The organism is Bradyrhizobium genosp. P, assembly GCF_049949265.1.
Taxonomy (GTDB): domain Bacteria; phylum Pseudomonadota; class Alphaproteobacteria; order Rhizobiales; family Xanthobacteraceae; genus Bradyrhizobium.
The window spans coordinates 5,429,479-5,454,945 of record NZ_CP188195.1; the positions used below are offsets into that span (position 1 = coordinate 5,429,479).

Consider the following 25,467-nt stretch of genomic DNA (forward strand, 5'->3'; position numbering starts at 1 on the left):
AAAGGCCGCGGTCCCGGACGCGGCATTGAAATGCGGCGAGCGTTTTCCGGGCTTTTCGGCCGTTTCTTTGCGCGTGCATATCTACAGCGGTACCATGGCTTCACATGGTTCGTGCCGATCGACGGTAGTCCAACGATCCTTTCGGATAGGGCTAGGATCGTTCAGAAGCTCGAATTCGTCTGCCGAAATGCCGGACTGGTTCTGTGCCCAGCCGGGCCAGGTGGCGGTGGCCGAAGCCAAAGGATCGCACCGGCGAGGCAATGCAACAGCGAAGACGTTGCCTGGTCCCCTGAAAACGGCGAATGGACAGATCGCCGGCATGGTGCTCGAGATCCGGAGCTTCGTCGGTGGCGGCGTCGAGAGATGGACCGCCCGGAGTGTGAAGGGTTGGGCGGTAATGTCGCGATGGGGCGTCGAGGAACCCGACCGAGGTGCTTTCCAATACGTCCTCGATCCGTCCACCGACGGGGAGCCTCTCTCCGAAGATGACCGCGAGCACGTAGTGCAGGATGTGGCACGTCTTCACGTTGCTCAAATGTTGGAGGGGATGGGGTACTCCGATCTCTCGGCCGAATTCGGAGTAGCCGGAATCGGGGACGCCGCGCGGCCGCGGCTGACGGCCACGATCGAGATCGAAGACGAGCCGCCCACCGAATATTTGGGGGCGGTGATTGGTCCTTTCGGGCTGCTTCCGATGACGTTGGATGAGGCGCGAGCGGCCGCGGCCACGCTGCCGCCAGAACTTGCGAGCCAAATTCGGTTTGTCGGAATGGAGATCGACAACATTCGCCGACTGAGGGATCTGACTGCCCTCAAACCGCGCCACACACGAGAAATGGCGGACGGAACCAGCGTCGGGCCCGACGGCCTGGTTTTCGCGCCGATCGACAGAGTTCTCCCGCTGCAAACCGAAATTTGAACCGTCACTACTCTGAGCCCTATCGGCGCTGATACAAAACCCATTCCCACAGGCAGCCGCGAACGATTTCTCCACCACCGCGAGATTGTCACTCACAACCTGGGTGTCTGGGCGTTTTATGGCGTCCTTCCCGTGCCGGAAGAGCATTTACCTTCAGGCTATTTTGCCTTCAGTTAACCCAAGCCGATGCCCTAGCTTGTGTCGCGGCCCCGAACTTTGACCCCTTTCGGCTTCCAACATTGACCCCAGCGTAGCGGCAAATTCGAGAATGCGTTTGCGAACTTAGGGTGCACGAGGTGGGGTCAGCCTTGGGCGCCGATTGGGGGTCAAAAGCCAAGCCGATTAACACCCTAGCTTAAAAACCAGTGCCAATAACCAAATCCTACTCCTCCAACCATAGCCAGACTCTGCGCAATAGTTTGGCTGCCTTCGAACGATTGGGATCGCCTTCCGGATGCGGTCGGCGTCGATCGGCAACGGTTGTTCGCTGACGGGTTGAGATGCTTGCGAAGGCGGCCGGACGTCGAGCGTGAGGAAAATGAGCAATGGGGCAGCTATCGCAGCCGCGACTTGTGCCTTGCGTGGATCAACGCTTTCATTGCCGGGCGGCCCGAGGCGGACATAGTGGGATGATTGAATCGTCAGCCCGGAATGATTCCGCATCACCATCGCCGGATGGCCGCCTTCAATCCATCGCGCAGGCCCCATTGGGACGCCGTAAGCAGGCCCGCGACTGCTAACCTTTGCTTCTCAAGTTTCGGGTTCAACCAAAAGCCAAATGCGCTTCAGCGGCAATTCCGCTTGCAACTCTTCGGATAGATTTTCGAAATTCTTTTGAAGTGCCGCGACAAGATCGCCTGCATCCCATAAGCGGACTTCGAAGAAAAGTTGCCGAGCCTCACGAACGACCGAGTCCTTAAAGCCTGACCAAGACACTATGAGCCCGTGATCCGCGCCGAAGCGCGGCATGACCCCTTGAAGCTCTCGCAAGACACTAACATCGGCAGGCGTGGCGCCCGATTTTACTTGCACTGCAATTCGCGGCTGTCCGAATCCCATCGGACCGGTCCCTGCAATGATATCGACACCGCCGTCCGCTCCCGGCTTGGCGACTTGGACCTGATAGCCTTCCGCGGTCAAAATCCCTCCGACTAGGCGCGCGAGTTCATGTCCCAGAAAATTCTTGCCGATAAACTTGGTAATTTGATCAGCCGCGAATTGCTCAAGATCAACCTCACCGCCGTCTTCAGGGTCAGCCGGTTCGAAATCGGCGATTGGCTTCTCGACCTTTTTCGGCGACTGCCCTTGCACCATTGCGATAAGGCGTTCCTCAGCATTATTTCGCCGCGCTTGGAAGACGGCCAATGTGGCACCGAGCGTGTATAGAATATCTTGATCGACTTCCGAACGAGGCAGATCGGTTCGAACCCATTTTACGTTGCGCTGATGCTTCGCTCCGATAGGCGCATCGGGCACGTAATGATAAGGGCCGACGATGCGTCCGACCGCTATTGCGGAGCGCGATGTCAGCGGAACGGCGACCCAATCGTTGTTTTGAATACGCTCTTTAAACGCCCATAATTCGCCGGCCCAAACTCGCTGCGAGCCCAACGAAGCGTCGTCATAGGTTTTTTGGACGTGGGCAAGCATCGCCTCTTTGGTCGAAATGGCTGATAGATCGCCGACCTTTTCCCATCCGATAACGACGGCATTGCTTTCAACCGTGTAGTCTTCGTTGACGCCGTGCTTGCCCGCTCTGACGACCCAAAACGCCATTTTGTATCTTCCCCCGTTTCTACCAGCCTCTCACAACCTTGGCGCATGGACAATGCCGCGCACCCGGATTGACGCGTGGCAGCGCGCGAGCGGCCGACCATGGGAAACGACCTTAATGCTTACGAGGGAATAGACGACATGAGTTTCGCTTGGGTCGACGGACTTCGTCGCCGGCGCTCCCTGACGACTAACAAAATCACCCGGTGGCTGGAGCCTCGGCCGATTTTGGCAGACTATGCGTCCTTCAAATCGCCTGCAAAGGCCGCGCGGACCCATTCGTCGAACCCCAGTCCCGATTCCCAAATGTCGGCTCCCACTGCGTACCGCAACGCGGTTGCATTTCGAACGGGAATATCACTTGCCTCGGCATCCTCGACGAACGAAAGCGTCGCCCCTATCGGAATATGCGTGCCCGGCACCAGCCGGCAGAGCGGCGAGACCGCGCTCGCAGTCCATTCTACATCGTGGATGTCGGTGGGATAGCCGCGCAGGTCGACCACGCAAAGCACGAAGACGTCGGGTTCCGCGGCGCAGGTCGAAGCTTGAAGCGGTGTAAGCCGAGGCTCGCCCGTCGTCGTGGTCTTGACCTCGACTTTGTATTCGGCGACTTGGAATCGAGAGGAGATATCTTCGGAATCGTCCCCATCCACCGCTACGAGAAAGTCATAGCCGTAGTCGTCCGGGTCGACGTTAAGGCCCTTGGCTTCCAAAGCCTCCAACACGCCCTGTTGAACGGCAAGGCCGAGCTTTCTCAAGAGGTTGACGTTCCGCTGGCGCGCATGCGCCTTTACGGCCAATTCTTCGATGAACTGAGAGTTTCCACCGACCACTTCGACGATTCTGGCCAGGCTGTCTCGGAGCCGCTGACGGGCTTCCTCGTCGCTTGCGGCGGCGAGCAAACGTACGTCGAGGGCATCGAGCCCGAAGTGCCGGACCAAGAGCTCGGCGCCAGATGGGTTGCTTTGAAGCCACGACGGATCGAGCAGGTCCGCGACGAGAGCCGTGGTGGCCGGATGATGTACGACCTCCCCATCCTCCTCCTCCGGAATCCATGGTTTGCTTCGCAGATCGCTCAGCCATAGCGAAGGCGTCAAGGAGACGGTCTTTTCCCCGTTTGCCGTCTTGACCGGCAGTTCGACGGTCGCGCGCCACGAAGCATCGGTGGGCGCGACGAAGCACACCACCAATCCAAGCAGCGCCCGCGCCCGTTCTCGCGTCGTTCTGCAGTATTGGATCAGTTCGGGTTCCAGTAGAGCGATCTGAGAGAGCTTCGCCTCGCGCAGGACGCAACCTGCGACCTGTTCCGACTCAACGGCGATCGGTTTCAGTCCCCGCTCCGGAATCTCCTCGCGCTCGACGGTCGTCAGCAGGCCCGAATGCGCGATACCCCACGCGGAGAGCGCGTCCAACAACTCTTGACCTCGTTCGGCATAGCGCTCGTCCAGGAGACGTCCCGGTGGATATGCCGCCACGAAAGCGCGCGCGGCTTCCGGCCATGATGACACCGGTAGGATCATGGTTCGGCGCCGACCTGGCTTGTACGCCGAACCATCCGCAGCGAGCACCGGAATCTTCCATGCCGCGTTCTCCGCGGCCCTTCCCGCCGTGGCCCAAAGGTGAAGCAAAAGTTCGATGCTCGCGTCTACGGTCGTCTCCCTCTCGTCCGGAACCTTTTGGTCGTCCGGCAAGGAGACGGAGAGTTGTTGCAAGAGGCCGCCGACCGCCTCTTCCTCGACGAGCTCCCCGTCCGTGGCTTCGCTTACCGTAAACAGACCTGCGGAGAGGTCCAGCGAAGCAAGATTCTCGACAAGTCGTTCGTCGAGAAGTCGCGCCTCGACGTCGAGCCCTATGCCGGCGGATATCCGCTTGGTCCGTTCGGTCACGCCGCCATCGATTTTGAGTTCGTCGGCATCGCGCAGCATGCCGTGTTGATCAGGCACGAGATGATGGACATGGGATTTCGTTATGCCGACGTCCCTCCATGTCTTGCCGACGGCATCGAAGTAGCGCGACAGCCATTCGATCGGATCTCCATCCACCTTAAGCTCGCTTAGTTCCTTGACATCCTCGCGGGCTCGTTCTCCGATAGTCTCGAGGTCAATCCATGAAACTCGGACGCCGAGCTTTTCCCAACCCTCGACGACTTCGGACCATCCTTCGGACACGGTTCGGTCCGGCGGGTCGGCTTCGGTACAACCCGCCGCAAGCTCCCAGAGGTCGTCGTAGCTCGGCCCCGATTCAGGACGACGAATGAAATCCGCATACCGCTCGTCGCCAGTGTCATCGGAGCACGGAACCTTGCCGCCTCGTGCCGTGCGGATCAGAGGCAGTTCCGATAGTTTCCGAGCCGCCGTGGACAGGACATCCGTCCATACTTTGACTGTCGATTCCCCGTGGATATCCGCCGGCAGTTCAAGTTGCGCGATCCGGTACCCGTTCGTCCAATCTTCCGTGTTCGCTTGTGTCACCAGATTTGGAAGCGCGGCGAACGCATCCCGAAGGGGCCGTTCCTGCTCGCCGGTCACATAGATCGTCCGTCTCTCCTGTTCCACGTCGAACAGTCCGTCGACGATCATCCAACCGGGAAGCGACGGACCGCCGAGAAGCGGAAGCTGCCGAAATATGGCGGACAGGTTGCCTGGCTTCTGGACTTCCCACGCGTCGCCCTCCCGGGCGAGCGCGACCACGATAGCCCCCTTCGAGGAGAAACCTGACGTCGCCCGGACGACGCGCCAATCGCGCCGATTACCGTCGCCAGCAAACCGCGATACCCGATACTCGGCTGGCTTGTTCGAAAACATGCGCGACTTGGACGAGGAGGTGAGCCGCCAGGCTGTCTCGCGCTCGCCGCGCCGGATGGTGATTTCGCCGAGACGCCGGCAGGTGGCGAAAAGATACGGTAGGGCTTCTTCCAACGCGTCGAGGCCCGCCAGAGCGATCTTCTCGTCATCCACGACGTACTCGAAGCATGCGGTCGGCTCCCCATCGAGGCTCGCCACGAGACGCGTATGTCTCAATGACTGCTGCGAGTCTTGGACGTTTTTCAGGAGCAGTTCTTCGTCGTTCGGCCTGTCCAGATCGACTTCGAAGCCGCGATATTTGCCGTCCACTTCGAGAATGCCGCGTACGCGAACTTGCTCAGAGAGCACGTGCGTGACGAGAAAACCGGTTCCGAATCGCCCGGTCGTCTCGGTAGACATGAAGTCCTTGCTGGATCCGCCGGTAAGAAGGGCGGCGAACTCGTCCATCGTGAAGGGAGCAGCATCGTGCTCGAAGCGCAGGAGGCCGTCGGTGAAGTCGAAAACGAGGCTGATACCCTCGCGGCCCGCACGTGCCCCGGCATCGTGGGCGTTTTGGATCAGTTCGAAAGGCCACCGCCTTGACGAGGTATCCGGGTCGCTCGTCGCCGCGAGAACCTTGGTACGAATGCGAAGGGCGATCGCCTTATAGATCTTTTCGTTGACCGTCTCTTCGAGCCGAGCAACGAGATCCAGCCCCACGTCGGATACTTCATCCACCGGCTTCCCCCGATCCCGCCTTCCCCGGGTCTCACTCTAGGCCGACGCGCTCCGCTTGGACATCGATTCGTTCGCGCGCGCCGATCCCGCTGCGGCCACCCGCAATACCGTCCTGCGAGTGAAATTCTGGATGCGAGACCACCTCAAGCGGAATCGTGGAAGCAGTCAGCGCGCGCCGCATCCAGGGCCGGGACGACTCGTCCGAGCGCATGCGACGCAGGCGTGACCTTGACGGCGCCGTCCGGGATGTACTGTAGTTCCGCCTGTAGTGCTGTGGGGTTGGGCTATGAGCGAAGACTTCTATAAGCAGCAGGCGCAGCGCGCCCGCGATCTGGCCGCGATCGCCGATCCGTTTACTCGGAAACGATTGCTCGATCTCGCCGAGCGGTATGATGTACGGGGCGGAAATCCGTCGCGGGCATCCAGGGTGATCGAACGGCCGCGGCCGATCCCGCGCGCGGATCGGGCAAATTATGAGAAGCCGGTCCAGACATGAACCCGGAGGCAAAGCCGCCGGTCGAGGTCAAGTGCGACGCCTGCGAAGGTTCAGGATCGGCGCCGACCCGTGAGCCAGAGCCCGGCCGAAGGATCTATCCGGGTCGATGCAAGAAGTGTGGCGGCAAGGGACGGATCACCACCACCTAGCCTTGCTTCAGCACGTTTTTGACCTCCCGCACGGGCCAGTTTTCACCCTCGGGAATCGCCCGCACCTTGGCGCCGGCGCCGATCAGCACGTGCGAGCCGAGATCGTCTTCGGCCGCGGCGACGGTGATTTCCGTCTCAGGCTCCCAGTTCAGCGTAAGGTCCAGATCGCCGGGAAATATCTGCCATCGCGAGCCGTCGTCCAGTTCGACCAAGTGGCTTTCGGAATGGGACCGGATCCTCATCGCCTTGGCACTTCCGCCTGCCTCTCGAGCGATTTCAGATGCTCCAGTCCGGAGACGACCAGCCGGTGCTCGTCCGTCTCTCCCTCCGCAATGAGGCCGAAGATATGGTCTGTCAGAGTCTTGCGCGCCTGCACGAGAACGGCGTGGTCGCGCTCCCTGAAGTGCTCGAACACCTCCATCGCCCGCTCGATGGCGGAAGGAGCTACGGCACTTTCGATGACGTCGGTCATGCCGCGATAACCGCGCTCATGCGGGCCGGTTCCCTCGGGGATGCGCGACGGCTCCGGCGGCGGACGACTTCTGGGGGCCGGAACTAAGCGTTCGAATTGCTTGGGTTCTGCTTGTTGGCTTGACGGTGGCGGATGCGCAGGCGGTGGCGGTGCCGACTGGGCCGTGTCCGGCCGTGTGGCCGGCAACGCCATTGGGGCGCGGCCTGGCAGGGCGAGTCCTCAATCATCGACGAACGCGACTGGCGTGCCCTTCGAAACCTTCTCGGCGACGCGCTGGGCATCCCAGTTCGTTAGCCGGACGCATCCGTGCGACTCCGATTTCGACACCTTTCCGGGGAATGGGGTGCCATGAATGCCGTATCCCTCGCCCGAGAGGTTGATCCAGACAGTGCCGACCGGATTGTTCGGGCCAGGCTTGATGGTGAACGGCTTGCGGGTATGGACGCCCTTGAAGTGATAGGCCGGGTTGTAATGGTAGATCGGATTTCGGTCGATCTCGGTTACCTTCAGCGAACCGGAGGGGGACGGCTTCTCCTCACTGCCGACCGTCGCTGGATAGAATCCGATCAGAGCGTTCGACTTATCGAAAAGCTTCACCGTCTGCCGGTTCTTGTCTACTTCGATCCTGTCCGCCTTCTCCGGATTCTGGTCGGTACCGCTGTCTACCACGACGATCGTCTCTCCCACCCGCTCTAGATGCACGCCCGGATTCATGGCGATGAGTAGATCCTCGCTCATGTGAAATTTTTCAGCCAGACCTTCCCGCGGGCTCGTGTAGGCGAGCTTGGGGATGTCCTTCATGTCCTCCATTTTGGTCGGCAGCTTACGAAGGAACGGACCGGCGACGTCCTTTTCTTCGATGGCGTATCTGGCGATTACCGGCCGGTCATCTGTCGCAAGTTTGTTCCAGACGTCATCAGTGACCTCATCCGATTCCGGCAGCCCCTGCGCTTTTTCGTAAGCTCGCAGCGCCTTCTTGGCGTTGTCTCCAAACTTGCCGTCGATCTCGCCCGGCGAGAAGTGGGCCCTGTCGAGGAGGACCTGCAGCCGGACGCCTGCCGGCGTCGGCTTCTCGTTGGATAACGTCTTGTTCGAGGGAACGGAAGAATTGATCGAGGCCGCCGTGAGATCGGCGCCGAGCGCGGATCCTGTTGGGCTTGCAATCATGAAGCCCATCAAGAGAACTGCCACGCAATAGGGCTTCATGTCCGCGATTCCACGTCGCCAGGAAGAGCACTCTGACAAACGGGCGGCCCGCCCCTCTGTTCCGCCTTTTAGCCGAGTGGGAAGCGAAGAATTGCTTCGGCCGCCGGGAAGCTCGCAGGCGTCATTGAGAGAGGCGAACGGACTCCATGGCGACGTTCTCGAGCTCCTCCTTGGTCACCTCGACGAAGGTGTCGGTGTCGACTTTGTAGCCCTTGACGATGTCCTCGTTCGCGACCTCTTCGCCGGTATCGGCATCGACCTTGGCGTACTTGATAGGTTGCCGGGTCGAGCGCGACGGGACAGATGACGGGGGAAAGGCGCAGGAAGCCTTTCCAATTCCCGCGGGGAGCGTTGGTACAACGCTCCAAAAGACGTGGACTTCGGTCTTAAGACGAACAGGCCGACCTGGTTCCGACATCGCCCCAAGTTATATCGGAGGACGGCTCAACCAAATCTAGATTCGACTGGAAAACCGTTCAGACGCTGTAATCTTTCGCGCCATAGGTTGGATGACATCACGCGACAGATTTCTCTGCGTAGAAAGGACAGCCCTTCTCCAAGATCCTCGCTGACGTCGAGATACCAAGCCCTCGGCGATACCGTGCAGTTAACAGAGGAGAATTGAACTGTCGGCTTGTCTGCAGTGATGTACCCCGAGAACCAGCCGAACGTATCGTCCGCGGGATGGCGGAACTAATCGCTCTTTTGCTTGCGGCGTTTTTTGAGCCACGCTTCGACCAATTCTTCGATGATGATGTAGGCTGGGCGCCCCTCGGCCATGGCCTGACGCTTCAGCTCCCTGATATTTTTCCGTGACATGTAAACCAGTACCTGGCGGCGCTCCCCTCGCACCACCGGCGTTTCATCTGATTTCTTCGCCTTCCCGCGGCGGCTCAGAAACGCTTCGACCAACTCCTCGACGATGTCGGAAACCGGGCGGCGATCGTAGATCGCAAAGTCCTTCATATCGTCGATATTCTTCGGCCACATGTACACCAGCATCTGGAGGCGCCCGTCGCGTCCGACGCGGGACGCCTTGGGCTCCTCCCCTGGTCTATCTGCCCGCTTCTTCGGCGGCTTCGTTCGATCCATTCGAATTATCCTAGAACGGTTCGCGGAAGCACGGATGAACCACCGGCGCGCCCGAATACACCCGCATAGAGCTCAAATAACACAAATCATGGGCGGAAAACTCGGCGATCTAGGTCGTCCACAGCTATTTCACAATCCTAATATCTTACTATTTTACTATCTAGCTATCTTGACTCCTATGCGAGAATGACCATAACTCCGTTCCATCATCGTGGCGTCACCGTATGGAGCTTCGACATGACTGACGAGAACAACGAAACGAAGCCGAGCCTGGCGCCCGCCCGCTTCGCAGTCCTTTCGTCGGTCAATCGTCGAGTTTTTCCATGCATTCCCGTGTCGCGCGTTCCCCAGCGAGCTTCCAAAGCGTAAAATCGTCCGCTCTCGTCCCGGTCGTCAGCGCGCTGCGGCTGGACTTCCTCCTGCAGTCGGCGCTGGATCCGTCTGTCGATGAGATCGACTACGTACAGAGTACGGTGATTTCAGGCTGCCGCGTTCGCCTCGACCTTCCGATCGTCGTCCGGAAGCGGGTGCGGTTCGCAGTCGACATCGTTGACGACCATCCGCTGCGTACCGTGGATGATGAGGGCCTGTCGCTCCTCGCCGTTCAGGACCTCGGCCTGGAGGTTCTCGAGCTTTGTCGCGACGATATCGATCGCGACCCCATCGCCGACAACGCTCGCCGCGTCTGGCGCCATGTCGATTACGAAGTCTGTTTCGACGACGAGACCGCGGCTCTTCACGCGCTATCGGAGCAAAGCCTCGCGCTGGATCGGCTGACGGCGATGACGGGTGTTTCCGCCGAGGCGGTGTTCGCGCTCGCCTGCGCCGATCTCGTGATCCTGGATATTGAAAGCCACCCTCTCTTTTCCGGCACCATGGTGAGCGTCAACCCGCGCCATATGTCTCGGAGCGCACGGCTGCGGGCGGCGGCGGCGCAGTACCATGGACGCTCGTTCCCCAACACGCCGCTGGTCGACGCCGATTGCCCGCGCAGTGAAGCCTTACGCGAGCGGGTCACGGCTCGTGATCGGTGCGCCGTTGCCGATTCCGACACGTGGGTCTTCGATCTGGAGAACCCGTCGTGATCGTGTGGACGCTATCGGACAAACACCTGGAGACGACCGCAAAGGGCGCGTGGGATCTGCCGCCCATCTACTCCCGGCCGCGCTACGACGTTCTCATCGGAGGGGCAGCGCTCGGAATATCGGGATATGGACCCTGTTTTCACTCGCTAGATTTGAGGTGCGCTCATGGATGCGGACGACAGTTCGAACGAACTTCCCCCGACTGTCATGGCCTGCTCCCAAGAGGGCAAAACCCGATGCGACGGACCCGTCGACAAGCATCGGCCATCGAGTCCGCAAAGACAAAGAGGGCACCGCACCAGGGCGGCCTCGTCCGCGACGCTCTTATCCAAAACGCGTTCGCTCCAGATGACGGAGCGATTGGGTACGTCGGCACGGCGGCCGCGGGGACGCGAGAGATAGACGCCACTGCGCTTACCGTCGCCGGAGACGACCGCTCCTTCTGTCTGGACGTCGTTCCTACGCGCCCATGGTCGGTCGAAGTGGATAGCCTCCCCGATCGCGCCCTTCGCGAACCCGGCGTTACGCCGTTCGAGCGTTTCGTCGCCCGGAGCCGGAGCGAGCTGAGGCTGCTTTCGGCGTGGACTGTAGCCCGCCCACAAAATCCGTTTTCTCACATGTCTTTTCGCATTGGCAAGCTCGCACGGAAGACACCCACCGAACCGCCGCGAGCAGGGAACTGGGAGGCGTAAAGCGATGACTTGGCAAGAGAAGCTCATCCGGAGATATCCGAACATTTTCGTGCGCTCGTACCGCAGCGTGCCGTTCGCACCTGGCTATCCAAGATGTCACGATGGCTGGCAGGATGTCGTCACTCGGCTCGTCGAGCGCGTGGCCGCAGCGGCGAGCGACGGCACGGTCTACTTCACGCACATGGTCGCGGAGCACGGCGCGTTGCGCGTCCATTGGAACAGCAGAACCGAAATCGCGCAGCGAGTTGCCGTCGACATCGAGGAAGCCGTCGCTCTCGCTGAGGCCCGCTCTCTCTCGACCTGTATCGAATGCGGGGCCGAGGGGCGCCTGTTCGCAAGCGATTTTCGTATCTACCCGGCCTGCAAGGCTCACGAGAAAGGCACTCCCGTGCCGATCGTCTCCGGATTTCACGAAGTATTCGTCAAACGCGGGATCGTGAGAAGCCGCCCTGCCCTCGTCTACGTCAGATATGATTGGGCATCGGACACCTTCGTCCACGCTCCGCCCGAAAGCGTTGTAAAGGGATCGCGTCATGGCTGACCGCGTGCGGGACTGGCGAGCCGATCTGGTGGCAGCCTACTCCGATCTGTTCGATCCGACGGCGGGCGATCCGCCGACCGCGCGAGGCTGGCCTTATGTGGACGAAGGCTGGCGCGACCTGCTTGAGCGCGCGTGCGTCCGGATCCGGACTGCCGTCCAGGCCGACGGCGGATCGCTCCACGTCACGCAAATCATGGAGAAATACGGGACTTTAAGATTTTACTGGGCGGGCTCGCTCTCTCCCGAGGCAAACGCGAGGGTCGAGGAAGCGATCGACCTCGCAGAGGCCCGGAGCGCGGTCACCTGCGAGATCTGCGGAGAGCCGGGCGTGCTTTACGGCGGCCGCTGGGTGACGACCCGCTGCGCCAACCACGCCGAAGGCCGTCGGCCGGTCCAGAGCGAGCCGGGCGACCAGATTTACGTTTTCGAGCGAGTCGTTGGAAACCGTCAGGACGTCCTGCATCGCCGGTACGACCGCGAGGGCGACGGCTTCATCGACGTCACCGAGGAGAAGTGAGATGGCGGGCACCGATTGGCGGCAGGATCACATGCTGGGGCAACCGCGTCTCGATGAGATGCCGACGAGATCCTCGATGGGCTCATCCAGGGCTGGGCCGGGATGAGGCTCCAACTGACGAGGATTGCCGACGTGTGCCTTTCGACCCGCGGGAAGCTCTTTTCACGACTGAATGGATGGACTAATGCACATCGAAAGAAGAAGTGAACGCGTCGGCCGCGTCGAGCAATTTGCTTCGCCGAAATGCGGTCAAGGCGCCGTCCCGCTGCGCCATCATCTCGTGAGAGATGCGCTTGTACAAGCGGCGCTCGACCCGACAGTTCGCTCGATCGAATACCTGTCGGAGATCCGGACCGCGCCTGCGACGATGAAAGTCGACGCCATCGCGATCGTACGCGACGGCATCCGCTACTCTTTGGACGTCGTCGAAGCCAGGCCCCGCCAGTCCATAGCCCATCGCTTGATCGTCGCGCAGGCACTCCTCGAACTCGGGCTTCGTCCACTGGTCCGAACGGAGTCCGACATCATCCGCGAGCCACGCCGCACGAACGCGAGGACCGTCTGGGAATATGCCGGTCGCCCGATCGAAATCGGCCTCCGGTTGCAGATCCTCGGCGCGCTGACGGACGACGGCGCGATGCCGCTTGCCGATCTATTGAATCGCCTGCGGAGCAACCGCGATCCGGCGACGGCAGTGATGGCTCTCGCGTGCGCCGATCTCGTCGAACTGGATTTGGTCTCGGCGCCGCTCGGTCCAAGGACCATGACGAGGCTGCGCGAGTGAGTTTCCGAGACCTGCGTCCCATCGAGGAAGTCGAAGTTCCGGAGAGTCTCGAAATGCCTTCGCACGACAAGCGGCGACCCGCGGATGCGATCATGAATGCCGCATTCGAAGAAATCCTGACTCCGCCCTTGAGACGTGCTCTCGACGGAAAGGCGGCGATCGCTCTTGTCTTGATCGCACCGACCGCGGCCTGGGTAGCCTCCCTTCAGGCATACTGGAAGCAGCGCTTCGGAGACCGCTGGCACATATTCGCTCGCGACGGCTCGCTCAGGTTCGAGCACAAGAGTTCGGTTGGAAACTCGACCGTATCGAGCCTTCTAGCGGAAGGGCGGCCGGTGATCGGCATCGCCGCATCGCCCGACATCCTTCCGACTGCGCTGACGACGAGCGCGGATCATACGGTGCGGTTGCCGGCGCCGAATGCTGCGGTCCTGCGGAGGGCTCTGGAAAGCCATCTCGGTAAGAACGTGCCCACAGAACTGCCTCCGGCGATCGGCATCGGATTGGACTTCCATGATCTGATCGCCGCGTTCCGCCCTGGTTCCACATCTCGCCAGATCATCAATCGGATCGCGCGCGCCACCGAACGGCTCATCGAGCCCGACGGCGGCGAGCGCCTGCCTTCGATGCAGACGGCATTTGAGTACGGAGCTGCGCGCTTGTGGGCAATGGACCTCGCACAAGACGTGGCTGACTATCGTGCTGGACGCTTAAGTAGCTGGACGCAACTTTCACGCGCTCTGGTTGTGTTTGGAGAAACAGGCACGGGGAAGACCACTTTCGCCAAAATGGTAGCTAAATACCTCAATCTTCCCATTTTCATTTTTTCTATAGCTGATCTCTTCGGAAATTCTGATGGAGCGCTGGGAGGCGTCGTCCAAGCGACGAATTCCGTGTTTGCGCGCGCGGCTTCCGCCGGCTGCTGTGTCACCGTGCTGGATGAACTAGACGCTCTTCCAAACCGCGCCACGCTTGACGCGCGAGGTCGTGACTGGTGGCTACCTGTAGTTACAAATTTTATGGTCAAGCTGGATTTCGCGCGAAACTTGCCGATCATCTTTATTGCAACTACAAATTACATCAACCGTGTTGACTCCGCGTTGCTTCGCCCGGGCCGGTTCGAGAGATCGATCGAGATTCGCCGGCCGGACCTCGCCGGCACCAACAGTATTCTCGGTCACCATATGCCGGAGCTCAGCGGGGCCGACATAGCGGAACTGGGACGGCTATTGCAGGGATCGACGGGCGCCGAGCTGATGTCGGTTGCACGCGATGCGCGCCGGATAGCTCGACGCGAGGAGCGTGCTCTGCGCGCCGATGACGTGATGGCGGTCGCGCTTCCGGACGAGAAGATGCCGCCGACGAGGTTGCGTCGCATCTGCGTGCATGAGGCCGCCCATGCCATCGGTATCCTCGTCCTGGGTTGCGGCAAGCTACGCGGCATCATCGTCCGCACGCACGGCGGCGCGGCCGGACGGACGATGACAGACCATGACGACAACGACTTGCCGACTCCAAGCGACTTCGAGGCCCGCGTCGTCACGACCTTGTGCGGAAGCGTCGCCGAGCGCCTGCTGATCGGAGAAGCATCCGTGGGCAGCGGACTTGATCGGCAGAGCGACAAAGCGGTCGCCACGCGGCTGATCGCATCCCTACATGCGTCAGGTTTCGGCGGCGAGTTGACCTTCACGTCCGACCAGAAGAGCGCCCTCAAGGCCGTTTCGCGCGACAAGTCCCTGCGCCGGCGCGTCGAGGCCGATCTTGTTCGCTTGGAGAAGAAGGCCGTCCGGCTCGTCCAGCGCAATCGGCGCGCGATCCTGGCAGTCGCGGATGCGCTCGCCGAGACGCGTTATCTGTCTGGTGAAACGATCCGGCTTTTGTTCGAGGACAATAGCCGTTCGCCGAGCTCGAAATCGTAGTCGAATGTTGGAGGTTTAGATGCTTCGCGTGACTGTGGAGATAATCCCTGGAGGCTTCGAGCCGGCGAGACGTATTATAGGTTTGCTCAGGATATCGAACGACTCTGATCTGGCACGCGTCTCGAACTACCGGGTCGAGGTCCTTGAGGCCGCCAATTATCTGACCGGTAGTCCTGCCCGGGCCGGCGGATGCCGCGTCGAGCATCACGACCGGCATCAATCCGTATGGACACTCGTCGAACGCGCCGCGGCTGCAGCGCGCACTGCCGAATTCATCTAGCTGTAGACGGAGAACTCTTGTCATGTCGCATCCGCCCACGTTACCGGTGTTGTTCACCTCGGCGAAAACGTCGCGACCGATCAGGGTCGACGACATCGCATCGCGTGATGCTCTGATCAGGGCAAGTCTCGATCCGACGATACGTGCGATCGAGAGTTCGCCGGATCCTGCGTCCGCTGGCACGCCGAAAGCTACTATCGTCGTCCGTGACGACGGCCGCTTTGAATACGGCGTCGACCAAGACGAGGGAGAGCCGTACCGCCGCCACCTGCCCGCGCTCATCCTCACCAGACGTGAACTCTATCGAGAACCGCTGTTCTCCAACGACCGCCTGATCTGGTCGTACAAAGAACGCCGCGTATCGAACGGCCTCCGTTTCCAAATGCTCCACGCGCTGGCCGTCGAGGGTCCTATGACCTTGGGCGATCTGATTTCGGCCGTCCGAATTCCGCGCAGATCGATGGCGGCTGCTTTCGCGATGGCTTGCGCCGATCTGGTTGAGCTCGACGATCTGGCTTCTAGACCCGTCGGCGCCGACACCGTCATCAGGTGCCGTTCGGAGTTCGGTTACGAGGCCGGACGGGGTCGCGCCGGACCACCTGGGCGCGGGTGTCTAGCCCGGTCCGGCGGATCGAAGTTTTCCGCGCACGATTTGTTGATCGGGCCGCTTCCTGGAGGCGTGCCGTCAACAGATTTTGCAAATCAAGCGAAATCTTCGCGCGTGGCATAGCGCGGCCGGCCATTCGGTGAGGCAAGCAAGGACAGCACCCCGACCTCGATCAACCCAATCACCGCGGCCTCGCAGCGCGGTTCAAACCATCGATTGATGCGGCCACGTTCGCGACCGACAGGAGATCGGAGAAAAAATCAAGCCAAATATTTTCTAAGCGATTCACCGGACAGCGCTTTTTCAGATTCCGCTGGCCCAGTCCCGCCCCGGAGAGTCAAGCTGGTTGCCGAACGTACGGAGGTCGAATGGCACATCTCGCGTAGTACACCGGAGAACGGAAACTGATTAGCAGTCAGCTCCCGTTCTCCGATCTCGATATTCCAGGCGGAAGAGTCCGACCGACAACAGAAGGATTCTCTCCGAAACTCTCGCGCTTTGCAAGCGACGTTTTGCGCGTCGCCCGAGAACGCACGTCTATCGACGGGCGAAGGAGAAACCTTGTCCATCCGGCGATCCAACAATCGCGCAAACATCGGGAAAGCCGCAGCGAAAGCGAAGCGCGGCCGTCGGCGCGCGAATCCCGATAGCAGGTGGCGTCGAAAGGTGCACCCTCTCATCAAGGGCGCCGAGGCGCGAAAGATCCGGACCGGCCGTCAGGATCACTACGTCGGCGACGTGCCGATGACCCGCTTGAACGGCAAGCTGGTCAGCGGCGACAGTATGCTCGAGATCGACGCTCTCTTCCTGCTCGACTACGACGGTGGATACGCGGATGTCGTCGCCCAGCCGTTCAGGATCGACATCGAAGTACGCGGCCGCGTTCGTCGTTGGACGCCCGACTTCCTCATCGTGAAGAAAGCGGCCCGCAACGTTCTTGTAGAGGTCAAAGTCCTCTCGTGGCTGTATCATCGCGATCCGGCCAAGGCCGCCCTCGCCCGCGCTCGCATCCACGCGATCGAGACCGCATGCGCCCAGCGCGGCTGCTCGTTCATGCTGCTCACGGAGGACGAGATCCGCGTCGAGCCGCGGCTTTACAACGCCCGGATCGCACACCGACACAACGGCGCGCACGTCCCGAACGCGTCCGTTGTCATTGGTCTCTCCGCGATGGCGGCCGCGCCGGACACCCTGACGATCGAAGAGTTCGCCTATCTGATTGCGCCGCTCCATCCGATCCAAGCCCTCGGCCTCGCGGTCCGCCTCGAGCGCCTTGGTCACCTCCGCATCGATCGGCGCACCCGCTATTCCCTGGCTTCGAGCATCACGAAGACGGCTGCCGGCAAGGGGAGCGTCGAATGAAAATGCGGTTCATTCTAGGCGGTCTCATCCGCCTGTTCGGGCGCCGCTATATCGTAGGCGGCTTCGCCGACGGATACTGGCACTTCACGCCGGACGACCCGAACGACAAGCATGCGCGCCCGCAGCGGTACACGCCGCAGGCGGTCCGCTCGTTGACGCGGCAGATGAAGCTCACGTCCGAAGGCGTGTACCAGGCCCTCACCTCCAACGTTCGAGAGGCGCTGACCCGCGACTTCGGCACCTTCACGAAGGTCGAGGTCGAGAGCGCGTTCAAGAAGTATCCGTTCGTCAAGGAAATCGACGATCTTCAAGCCCTGTACCATGACAAGATCAAGGTGCTGCCTGAGCTGATAAAGCGGGTCAATGGGGATAAGGACAAGACAAAAGACCCGTTTCCGAGCGACGAGTTGCCGACCAAACGCCAGGTCATCGGCTGGTACGTGACTTGGATTTCCGCTGGCCGCGACATTCGCGCGCTCGTCGATTTCCACAGCAAGAAGGGCAACAGGAAGTCCCGGCTTGAGGACTGGGAGCGAGAGGAAATCAATTTCGCCATCGACGAGATGTATAATGTCGACATCCGTGGATCTGAAGACGCCACGTGGCGGCGGGCGCGGGATCGGATTCTCCTCCGGGCACGCGCCGAAAGCCTGACGACTTCGGCGCACAAACACGGCACCAAGGAAGTGCTGGGTAAGAACGCGATCGCGCGTGAGCTCGTGAAGCGCGAGGCGTATGCTCTCATCGCCAACCGCTTCAACAAGTGGAAGGCAGACAACGCATTTCGCAATCTCGGGGTCGGGCCGCCGGGCGATTTCTCGAGTTCCGACTGGGAAGTCGACCATACCCCCATGGACGTGATCCTGCGCCACGCGGGCACGGGCGCGCTTCTGGGCCGGGCGTATCTGACCGCGATCATCGATCGCTACAGCCGCATTATCGTCGGGTTCGAGATCAGCTTCGCGCCGCCGAGCTGGGTGAGCGTCATGGCCGCGCTGCGCGTGGCCGTGATGCCGAAGGAAAGTTTCCTCGCGTCCCTGGGCGGCGGTTTCGAGTTCACATGGGATGTATACGGTCCTTGCGTTCGACTGTGGGGCGACAACGGTCGCGAATTCCGGTCGGAATCGATGCGGGCGACGTGCGCCGTCCTCAACGTGACACAGATGGATCTCCCGCGGGCGCGCGGGGATCTGAAGGGGAAGATCGAATCGTGGTTTCGGACGCAGACCCGAGAACTCACGCATCTGCTGCCCGGCACGACCCGATCGAACGTAATCGACCGCGGTGAGTACAACTCCGAAGGCAATGCCATTCTGACTTTGTCGGCCCTCAAGAAGATCGCTGCGATCTGGATCGTCGACATCTACAATCAGCAGAAGCATTCGACCACGAACGAGCCTCCGTCCGACAGGTATCTCCGCGGGCTCGAAATCGGCGGACAGGCTCCCGCCCCCTCCCCTGAACTCATCGCGCCCATTACAGGGCTGGTCGTCAGGCGGACGCTCTCCCGCGCAGGGATTCGTTACAACCGGCTCCGCTGGAATTCGAATGCCTTCTCGGCACTCCTGAACCGGGTCGGCCTCGGCGCGAATGTAATGATCCGCATCGATCCGTTGGACTTGAAGAAAGCCTACGCACTGGACGAGGAGACCAACGATTGGGTCGAGGGCGACTGTTTGAGCGAGACGGAAGTGGAACAGTACACCCTCGCTCAGTACGAGCACATCAAAAAGGAACTCGGCGAGATCGACGTCTACGACGAGGAGCGCGGGCTCAAAATGGCTCGCGCGTATCAGAGGATCCTCGACATCGTCGAGGAGAGTACACCGAAGGACAAGGTCGTGGCTAGGAAAGTCTCCCGTTTCGTCAGCGAAGGGCGAAAGCCCACCGAGCATGTGCATCAATCCCGTAACGATCCCGACGAGAGTGAGCGTCCGCCAATCGGGCACGTCATTACCGAAGCCGGGCCCAAAGCGGATCCGCCCGACGCACGCGGTCCGCACCGCGAGCAGGTTCTGCCGAACCCCTGGCTCGAGCCGCGATTTTCTCCCGAGCGCCGGGAGTCGCCTGTTTCACCGACGACGATGCCGAATGGGGGCACGGCATCGCCCGTTCCATCAGCCCCCCTTTCCGGGCGGCACCGCCCTATAATCCATAAGGCAGACATATGACCAAAACCAAGCACGTGACGATCGAACGTCGGCTGTTCCGCAACGGGGTCGTAGTCCATGGTATCCGGTATCAGTCGCCGGTCCTGCAGCAGCTGCGCGAGCAGTTTGGCACGGCGTCGGTCCGGGTACAGCAGCCGGATCCCGAAGACGTCAGACAGGTTCTCGTGTGGCACCCTGGTCGCTCCGCCTGGATTAAGGTGCCGCTCGCGGAATTCGAGCGGTTGGCCACGCAAGCCGAGATCGACGAATTGGCTTTCGACCTTTATACGCGAAAACGCCGATGAGTACCGAACAAGACCTTCCATGGAAGGCCAAATCCGGATCCGTTCGGCGACAGCACATCGGTCAATACGTCGCGTTCACGCCGGGCCTGATGCGCGCCATGTCGGTCATAGGCGACCTGTGGGACTCCTGGAATGAAACGCCCGAGGGTGAAATCTCTTTCATCCAGGGAGAGACTCGCGCGGGAAAAACCACCGCGCTGGACGAATTCATCATCGCCAAGCATGCTAAGTTTGCCGCAGCCTATGAGGGCCGGGCGGGCTTCGAGGTGCAGCCACTCGGACCCGACCCGGCTTTTTGGGCCATCGAGATAAAGACGCCGAACGGCTGGTTGCGGCCCATCGTAAAGGTGCAGGTTCCCAAAAAGCCGAGGTACAAGGCTCTCTTCGCGAGCGTACTCTCGACGATGGGCATCAAAAAGATCCCTGAGAGGATGAACACGCAGGACCGCCTCGATCTTCTAACGACGCAACTGCGCGAGCAACAGACGCGCATCATGGCTTTCGATGAGTGCCACCACATTTCCGAGTACAAGGATCCGGAAGGCACGTACGATGCTGGGGACGTGTTCAAGATCGTGGCGAAATGCGGACGCGCCGGCGTGATCTGCTGCGGTTTGCCGCACATGATGGAGTTGGTGGACGCTAACCCACAAGTTCAGGAATGCGAGCGGGAGCGCTACACCGTTGGCCCCTTCGCTCTCGACCTGTCCCCTGGGTCGGACTTGAAGCAATTCATGACCGACCTGAATCTGCGGCTTCCGTTCGACGAACCTTCCTGCCTCGATGAGGACGATGTGGTGCTTCGGATCGCGCTCCTGCGCAACGGCTACACCGGCCGCATCGCGAAATTCGTTCATCAGGTCACAGCCTATGCGGTCTCGATCGGAGCGAGCCGCGTCGGTGTTCCGACGTTGGAGTCCTTCCTCCGCGTCAAGAAGAGCATTCCCGACGACTTGAACATCTTTCTCATGAGCCGCGACGCCGCAGCGAATTATCCTGCCATCGTGGAGAAGGCCCGCCGGGACCGCATCGTTCAGGCCGAGAACCGTCGCGCCAGGCAGGCCGCTCAGAAGCGGGTGAAGACCGCGTTCGGTGCGAGAATGTAGCATGGCGCCGGTCGACAAATCCTACTCGCCCCTTCCCAGGTGGATCACGCCGGCGCCCTTCGAGCCGCCGCACGGCTGCCTCCTGAGACTGGCCGAGTGCAACGGTCTTCGCGGAACTCAGGAGGTCCGTCATTTCACGGGCCTGAACGTCGGCAGCATCAGAACCGGCAAAGATCTCGAACAGCTCGCGGCGGTACTGCATTGCGATGTCGAAGAACTCAGGGCCAATGCAACCATTCACAAGAACAACGCGCGCGCCGTCGTCGGCTTCCACGTGCTGCGCCCGGACGCAGATCTGACGCGCCTGTCTGTGCGCCGCGTCTGCCCGGCCTGCCTGATTGAGTCCAGCCACCATCGCGTCTGGTGGGATTGGTCGTTCGTGTCAACCTGCCCGTCCCACTCCTGCATGCTAGTCGATCGCTGCAGTTGCGGAAATGGCCTCTCCTGGGCGGATGGCTCGGTCACCAAATGTCGCGAGTGCGATGAAGGAGACGTGCGAAAAATCGTGATCGAACCTGCGCATCCACGGATGACGGCTCCCGATCGATGGGCCATTGACCGCTTCGTTGGCGCAGGCGAGTTCGCCATTGAGCTCTTGGATGGCGTGCCTCTTGGTTATGCGGCCGAGTTGGTGAAGCGTATAGGCACGCTCGACCTATTCGGCTATCGCGCTACTTGGCCGCAACTGGCGGGTGCCGAGGAGATTCGTAATGTGCGAGCGCGGGGATTTGAGCTTGTTGCCTCAGGAACCATAGAGATCGCATTGGAGCACGCTTACGAGGGCTATCAAAGCATTTCCGCAGACCCGGCGCCTTCCCTTTCCCGCATGTATGGTTGGTTTTACCAGTGGTTCCAGAGCAATGGGGGCGCGAGACTCTTTCACCGTATGGGCGAGAGACTGCTCAAACACGCCTCGAGCAAGATTCAGGTGACGCGACGCGCCTTCCATGGTCTAGGGCGCCCCAGTACCGGACCGGTGACTCTTTCAGAAGCGGCGTCGATGGCCAAGATTCGGACCGGAACGATGCGCAAACTGCTGACGATAGAGGGATTGATCCGGTCGGAACAAAAAAAGGGAGTTCCGGTCCTTGTGGAACGCGCGATCGCCGAGCGCGTAGCGTGGGACATCGCGGAGTCCTTGACCCTTTCAGGTCTGGAGAACCATCTCGGGCTAGGTCGCAAGGCCCTGCTTAAACTGGTTCGAAGCGGACTCATCCCCACGTGGGTCACGGGAGGCTTCAGGGGACAACACAGCTACATTTTTCGCAAGGCAGAGATCGCCATGTGGTTCGAGGATCTCTTAGGGAAACCGCCGACGCTCGAGGTCCCACCGGCCGACGCAGTTTGCGTGGCAGACGCGTTCGTCACTTGCCTAATCCCCGCCACAGTGCTCGTCTGCGCGATAGGCCGACGCGAAATCTCGGTGCTCGGCATTTGCGGTAAACGACGCAATTTCAAAAGCGCGCTCGTCAAATGCGCTGATGTTCTCGAATATAAAGTCAAAATCGGGGCGGCCGCAGCCCATTCCAAGCGCGAATAGTATCAATTGAGCTCGGCACCCCATGCCGCCTTGATCGCCCCTGTATCAAGTCAGTTGGCCGAGCGCCGCGTAGGAGCGGTCGTGCACACACGCGCACTTCCGCCGGCACACAAGTGTGCCACTCATGCGTGTATAATCGCGATCGAGTTACATACATTTGGGGTGCGAACCCCCGGCTCCAACATCGAATTGGGGTGCATACGGAAATCTTTTGGGGTGCGATGTGACGGTTTTGCTGAGGTTTTCTGGCATGCCAACGGTGGCTTTTGTGATGCGCAACAACAAGGACTGTCATGCCGGGCTTGACTTGGGCATCCGCCAAAGGGCGACCGAAAGGCCGCCCTTTTTGCTGCGTGTTTTCTGCGCTACTGTACAACTTTAGATCGATCGGAGGCAAAGCATGGCTGAGACCGACGCTATTGAAGCATACGATGCGCTGGTTAGTTGGCTTAGGAAGAACAAGCTGAACATCCATTGATAGAATTACGGTGACAGTGCTGGACTGCACCCCGTGAGTGAGACACGCTAATTTCTGTGACAGGGCTATTTTGCATCTTGGGTTTAAGCGTTTTGGGGAATTACGGTGACAGTGCACTCAACTACCTGGACCTGAACGTCATCACCGCTTCCGGCTGCGGAAATCAATCCGCTTTTGTATCGTAACGTCGCGGTGTCGACAGCCCCTGCCCCGCCTGCGCAAATCGACCTCTCCACGCTGGGCAGAGGTCGACCAGAATGGCAACCCGTGAGAGGGCTGGGCCCCTGGCCTGGAATTACGGTGACAGTGCACTCAATTGATGCTCGGGCATCGTCGCCCGCATCATGCTGTATGAGCCGCGTTGCTCGGGATCGTTGTCCCCAATGATTCGCACGGCGTCACCGAACTGCAACGACCGCCTCTCTTTTGTTCCACCATAATTTCCCGGCTCGCCAGGCGTCGTGAAGGCTATCGATCGAGGCTACTCCCTCGCGATCACGCCGTCGATCTCCGCCGGCGTAAGGCCATATTTCGCGACGCGCGCCCGATGATCCGGGGTGCCGAGATAGCGGCGGAGCTCTGCGTTTACCGCCTGGAGCAGATTGGGACTGCTTTTGCTGAACGAGAAACCGCCGATCAGTTCGGCTCCTGATTTGCCCGCATCGACATCCACCGCGCCCAGCGCGGGATTGGCGGCGGCTGCGGTACGGTTGCCGAGCGCGGTAGCAGCAAAGGCGTCGATCCTTCCCGCCATCATCGCGGCGATGGCCTCAGGTTGATCCTTGAAAAGCACGATCTGATCATCCCGGACGCCTGCAGCCTTCGCGGAATCGACCTGCACCTGGGCCGGGATAAGCCCCAGTCGCGCATCGCTGCGCGCCGCCACAGCCTGGTAGCTCGTCAACGCCTTCGGATTGCCCGACCGGACGAGGAACCCGTCGCCGATTGTCCAGACCGGCACGCTGAAATCCACCTGCAGATTGCGTACCGGCGTGATGAAAATCGGCACATTCATGTCCCAGTGCCCTTCCTGCACGCCAGGCAGGAATTCCGCGAACGACGTCCGGTGATAGTCGATCGAAGATACGCCGATCGCGCGCAGCACAACCTCCGCCAGTTCGATGTCGGCGCCGGTCGGGCGTCCATCGTCTCCGGTCCAGTAAAATGGCGGCTCTTCGATATAGGCAATTCTGACTTTCATGGCTTCGCTCGCGATCGGGTGTTGAATGATCAGGCGTTAGACAGCGGCGGCATCGAGCGCTGACGAGAGTGCGGAGAGCGCTGGCCCGAGACGGTCCGGCGGCAGGTAGCCGAACCCGAGCCGGAAGACTCGGTCGCTCTCGCCGAACCAGGTTCCAGAGGCGAGCTGCAGGTCATGGCGAGGCAACAGCCGCCAGAAGCGCGAGACCGCGGCATCGTCGAGGGCTTCGGAGCGAAGGCGCAGGCAACACAACGCGCCGGCATCCGGCCGCACCCATTCGATGCGGTCGCGCTCGGCCTCGCACCAGCTTGCCAGCTCCGCGATGGCGCTGGCCAGCAGCTTGCGTCTCGGCGCAAGCACTTGCTCCCGATTGCGCAACAGTGCCGCCGCCAGCGTCTCGTCGAGCACCGAGCCCGAAATCACGGTGTTCATCTTGGCGACGGTCAATCGCGCAAGGAGATCGGCGTCGGCCACCGTGAGCCAGCCTGTCCGCAGTCCTGGCGCACCAAGCGCCTTCGAAATCGACGCGCCGGTGACGATACGCGGATCGAGCCCGGCGAAGCTGTCGGCCGCGGGCGTGTCACCATAGGTCGCCTCCCGATAGGTTTCGTCGATGAAGAGCAACGCTTGCGGTGACCGCTTCTCCATCAGCGCCAGCAGCTTCTCAACAACGGCACGAGGCGTCTGGACCCCGCTCGGGTTCTGCGGCGACGCGACACTGACCAGCTTCGTCTTCGATGACAGGCTGGCCTCCACGCGATCGAGATCGAGCCGATAGCCGCCCTCGAACGATAGTGCGACTTCACGGACGATCGCGCCGGCGCCGACCAGGCTATCGCGGCTGGGCGGGAAGCAGGGCGTCACGAGAACCGCCTCATCGCCGGCCCGGCAGAGCTCGAGCGCGAGAAGAAAGATGCCGAGCGCAGTGCCCTGCGTGGTGACGATGTGATCCGCCGGGAGCTTGCATGCGTTGGCTATGGCTTCGCGCAGATCGGGCGCACCGGCGGATTTTCCGTAGCCGAGCTTCAGGTCGCGGAGGGAATCGAGCCCGGCGAGGTCCAGGACCTCGCCGACGGTTAGATCCTGCGAGGTGCTCTCCGCGAGGTTGTGGGGACGGTTCACGTCGAGCAGCGTGATGATCTCGTTGTAAGGGAAGCGTCCACGCCAGTCGCGGGACGGCAGATCATCATCGGATGGGAGCGTCCGCGTAGGGCCGCCATGGTGCGTATTCATGGGACTCTCCCACAGGTTGGCGGGTGCATTCATAAGACT

At 60.9% G+C, this 25,467-nt stretch carries 21 protein-coding genes and 1 pseudogene; 13 read left to right on the plus strand and 9 right to left on the minus strand.

The window, feature by feature from the left end; translation table 11 throughout:
• The first annotated feature begins 187 nt into the window (after window positions 1-187).
• Window positions 188-919, plus strand: a complete 732-nt coding sequence (locus tag ACP2YO_RS26320; protein ID WP_426434083.1) for a hypothetical protein — start codon at window positions 188-190, stop codon at window positions 917-919.
• Window positions 920-1,669: 750 nt separating this feature from the next.
• Here ACP2YO_RS26320 and ACP2YO_RS26325 read toward each other — a convergent pair.
• Window positions 1,670-2,695, minus strand: a complete 1,026-nt coding sequence (locus ACP2YO_RS26325) for a restriction endonuclease (RefSeq protein WP_426434084.1) — start codon at window positions 2,693-2,695, stop codon at window positions 1,670-1,672.
• A gap of 233 nt (window positions 2,696-2,928) precedes the next feature.
• Entirely contained in the window at window positions 2,929-6,213 is a 3,285-nt protein-coding gene (locus ACP2YO_RS26330) for a sacsin N-terminal ATP-binding-like domain-containing protein (RefSeq protein ID WP_426434085.1), read from the minus strand.
• Window positions 6,214-6,499: 286 nt separating this feature from the next.
• On the opposite strand from ACP2YO_RS26330, the gene ACP2YO_RS26335 reads away from it, so the two are divergent.
• Window positions 6,500-6,709, plus strand: a complete 210-nt coding sequence (locus ACP2YO_RS26335) for a hypothetical protein (protein WP_426434086.1) — start codon at window positions 6,500-6,502, stop codon at window positions 6,707-6,709.
• A 145-nt stretch (window positions 6,710-6,854) separates the two neighbouring features.
• Here the strand turns inward: ACP2YO_RS26335 and ACP2YO_RS26340 are convergent, their stop codons facing one another.
• From ACP2YO_RS26340 to ACP2YO_RS26360, 5 genes and pseudogenes are all read right to left on the minus strand, one after another.
• A complete protein-coding gene (locus ACP2YO_RS26340; protein WP_426434087.1) occupies window positions 6,855-7,070 on the minus strand; it encodes a hypothetical protein in 216 nt (71 codons plus the stop codon).
• A gap of 26 nt (window positions 7,071-7,096) precedes the next feature.
• Window positions 7,097-7,330 carry a hypothetical protein gene (locus tag ACP2YO_RS26345; RefSeq protein WP_426434088.1) on the minus strand — a complete coding sequence of 78 codons (234 nt, stop codon included), beginning with the start codon at window positions 7,328-7,330 and terminating at the stop codon, window positions 7,097-7,099.
• Window positions 7,331-7,549: 219 nt separating this feature from the next.
• Complete coding sequence (locus ACP2YO_RS26350; RefSeq protein ID WP_426443317.1) at window positions 7,550-8,506, minus strand: L,D-transpeptidase family protein; 957 nt, start codon at window positions 8,504-8,506, stop codon at window positions 7,550-7,552.
• A gap of 163 nt (window positions 8,507-8,669) precedes the next feature.
• Window positions 8,670-8,904, minus strand: a pseudogene (locus ACP2YO_RS26355) (Ku protein); the annotation flags it as partial.
• 325 nt (window positions 8,905-9,229) lie between these two features.
• Entirely contained in the window at window positions 9,230-9,628 is a 399-nt protein-coding gene (locus ACP2YO_RS26360; RefSeq protein WP_426434089.1) for a hypothetical protein, read from the minus strand.
• A 323-nt stretch (window positions 9,629-9,951) separates the two neighbouring features.
• Here ACP2YO_RS26360 and ACP2YO_RS26365 point away from each other — a divergent pair, with 323 nt between their 5' ends.
• From ACP2YO_RS26365 to ACP2YO_RS26415, 11 genes are all read left to right on the plus strand, one after another.
• The gene (locus ACP2YO_RS26365; protein WP_426434090.1) at window positions 9,952-10,713 is read left to right on the plus strand and encodes a hypothetical protein; all 762 of its coding nucleotides are present in this window, start codon (window positions 9,952-9,954) and stop codon (window positions 10,711-10,713) included.
• Window positions 10,714-11,409: 696 nt separating this feature from the next.
• Window positions 11,410-11,946, plus strand: coding sequence for a hypothetical protein (locus ACP2YO_RS26370; RefSeq protein WP_426434091.1), 537 nt, complete (start codon window positions 11,410-11,412; stop codon window positions 11,944-11,946).
• Window positions 11,939-12,463, plus strand: a complete 525-nt coding sequence (locus ACP2YO_RS26375; protein ID WP_426434092.1) for a hypothetical protein — start codon at window positions 11,939-11,941, stop codon at window positions 12,461-12,463. Before ACP2YO_RS26370 ends, ACP2YO_RS26375 begins: the two co-directional genes overlap by 8 nt.
• A gap of 367 nt (window positions 12,464-12,830) precedes the next feature.
• Window positions 12,831-13,247, plus strand: a complete 417-nt coding sequence (locus ACP2YO_RS26380) for a hypothetical protein (protein WP_426434093.1) — start codon at window positions 12,831-12,833, stop codon at window positions 13,245-13,247.
• A 92-nt stretch (window positions 13,248-13,339) separates the two neighbouring features.
• Entirely contained in the window at window positions 13,340-15,166 is a 1,827-nt protein-coding gene (locus ACP2YO_RS26385; protein ID WP_426434094.1) for an AAA family ATPase, read from the plus strand.
• A gap of 329 nt (window positions 15,167-15,495) precedes the next feature.
• Complete coding sequence (locus ACP2YO_RS26390; protein ID WP_426434095.1) at window positions 15,496-16,176, plus strand: hypothetical protein; 681 nt, start codon at window positions 15,496-15,498, stop codon at window positions 16,174-16,176.
• A 375-nt stretch (window positions 16,177-16,551) separates the two neighbouring features.
• Window positions 16,552-17,415, plus strand: a complete 864-nt coding sequence (locus ACP2YO_RS26395) for a TnsA endonuclease N-terminal domain-containing protein (protein WP_426434096.1) — start codon at window positions 16,552-16,554, stop codon at window positions 17,413-17,415.
• Complete coding sequence (locus tag ACP2YO_RS26400) at window positions 17,412-19,586, plus strand: hypothetical protein (RefSeq protein ID WP_426434097.1); 2,175 nt, start codon at window positions 17,412-17,414, stop codon at window positions 19,584-19,586. The genes ACP2YO_RS26395 and ACP2YO_RS26400 overlap by 4 nt, the downstream gene beginning before the upstream one ends.
• Complete coding sequence (locus ACP2YO_RS26405) at window positions 19,583-19,870, plus strand: Mu transposase C-terminal domain-containing protein (RefSeq protein WP_426434098.1); 288 nt, start codon at window positions 19,583-19,585, stop codon at window positions 19,868-19,870. The genes ACP2YO_RS26400 and ACP2YO_RS26405 overlap by 4 nt, the downstream gene beginning before the upstream one ends.
• Window positions 19,867-20,976 (plus strand): TniB family NTP-binding protein, encoded by a 1,110-nt coding sequence (locus tag ACP2YO_RS26410; RefSeq protein ID WP_426434099.1) that lies wholly within the window; start codon window positions 19,867-19,869, stop codon window positions 20,974-20,976. The genes ACP2YO_RS26405 and ACP2YO_RS26410 overlap by 4 nt, the downstream gene beginning before the upstream one ends.
• 1 nt (window position 20,977) lies before the next feature.
• A complete protein-coding gene (locus ACP2YO_RS26415; protein ID WP_426434100.1) occupies window positions 20,978-22,516 on the plus strand; it encodes a TniQ family protein in 1,539 nt (512 codons plus the stop codon).
• Window positions 22,517-23,475: 959 nt separating this feature from the next.
• On the opposite strand, the gene ACP2YO_RS26420 is transcribed toward ACP2YO_RS26415, so the two are convergent.
• A complete protein-coding gene (locus ACP2YO_RS26420; protein ID WP_426434101.1) occupies window positions 23,476-24,195 on the minus strand; it encodes a transporter substrate-binding domain-containing protein in 720 nt (239 codons plus the stop codon).
• A 36-nt stretch (window positions 24,196-24,231) separates the two neighbouring features.
• A complete protein-coding gene (locus ACP2YO_RS26425; RefSeq protein WP_426434102.1) occupies window positions 24,232-25,428 on the minus strand; it encodes a pyridoxal phosphate-dependent aminotransferase in 1,197 nt (398 codons plus the stop codon).
• Window positions 25,429-25,467 lie beyond the last annotated feature (39 nt).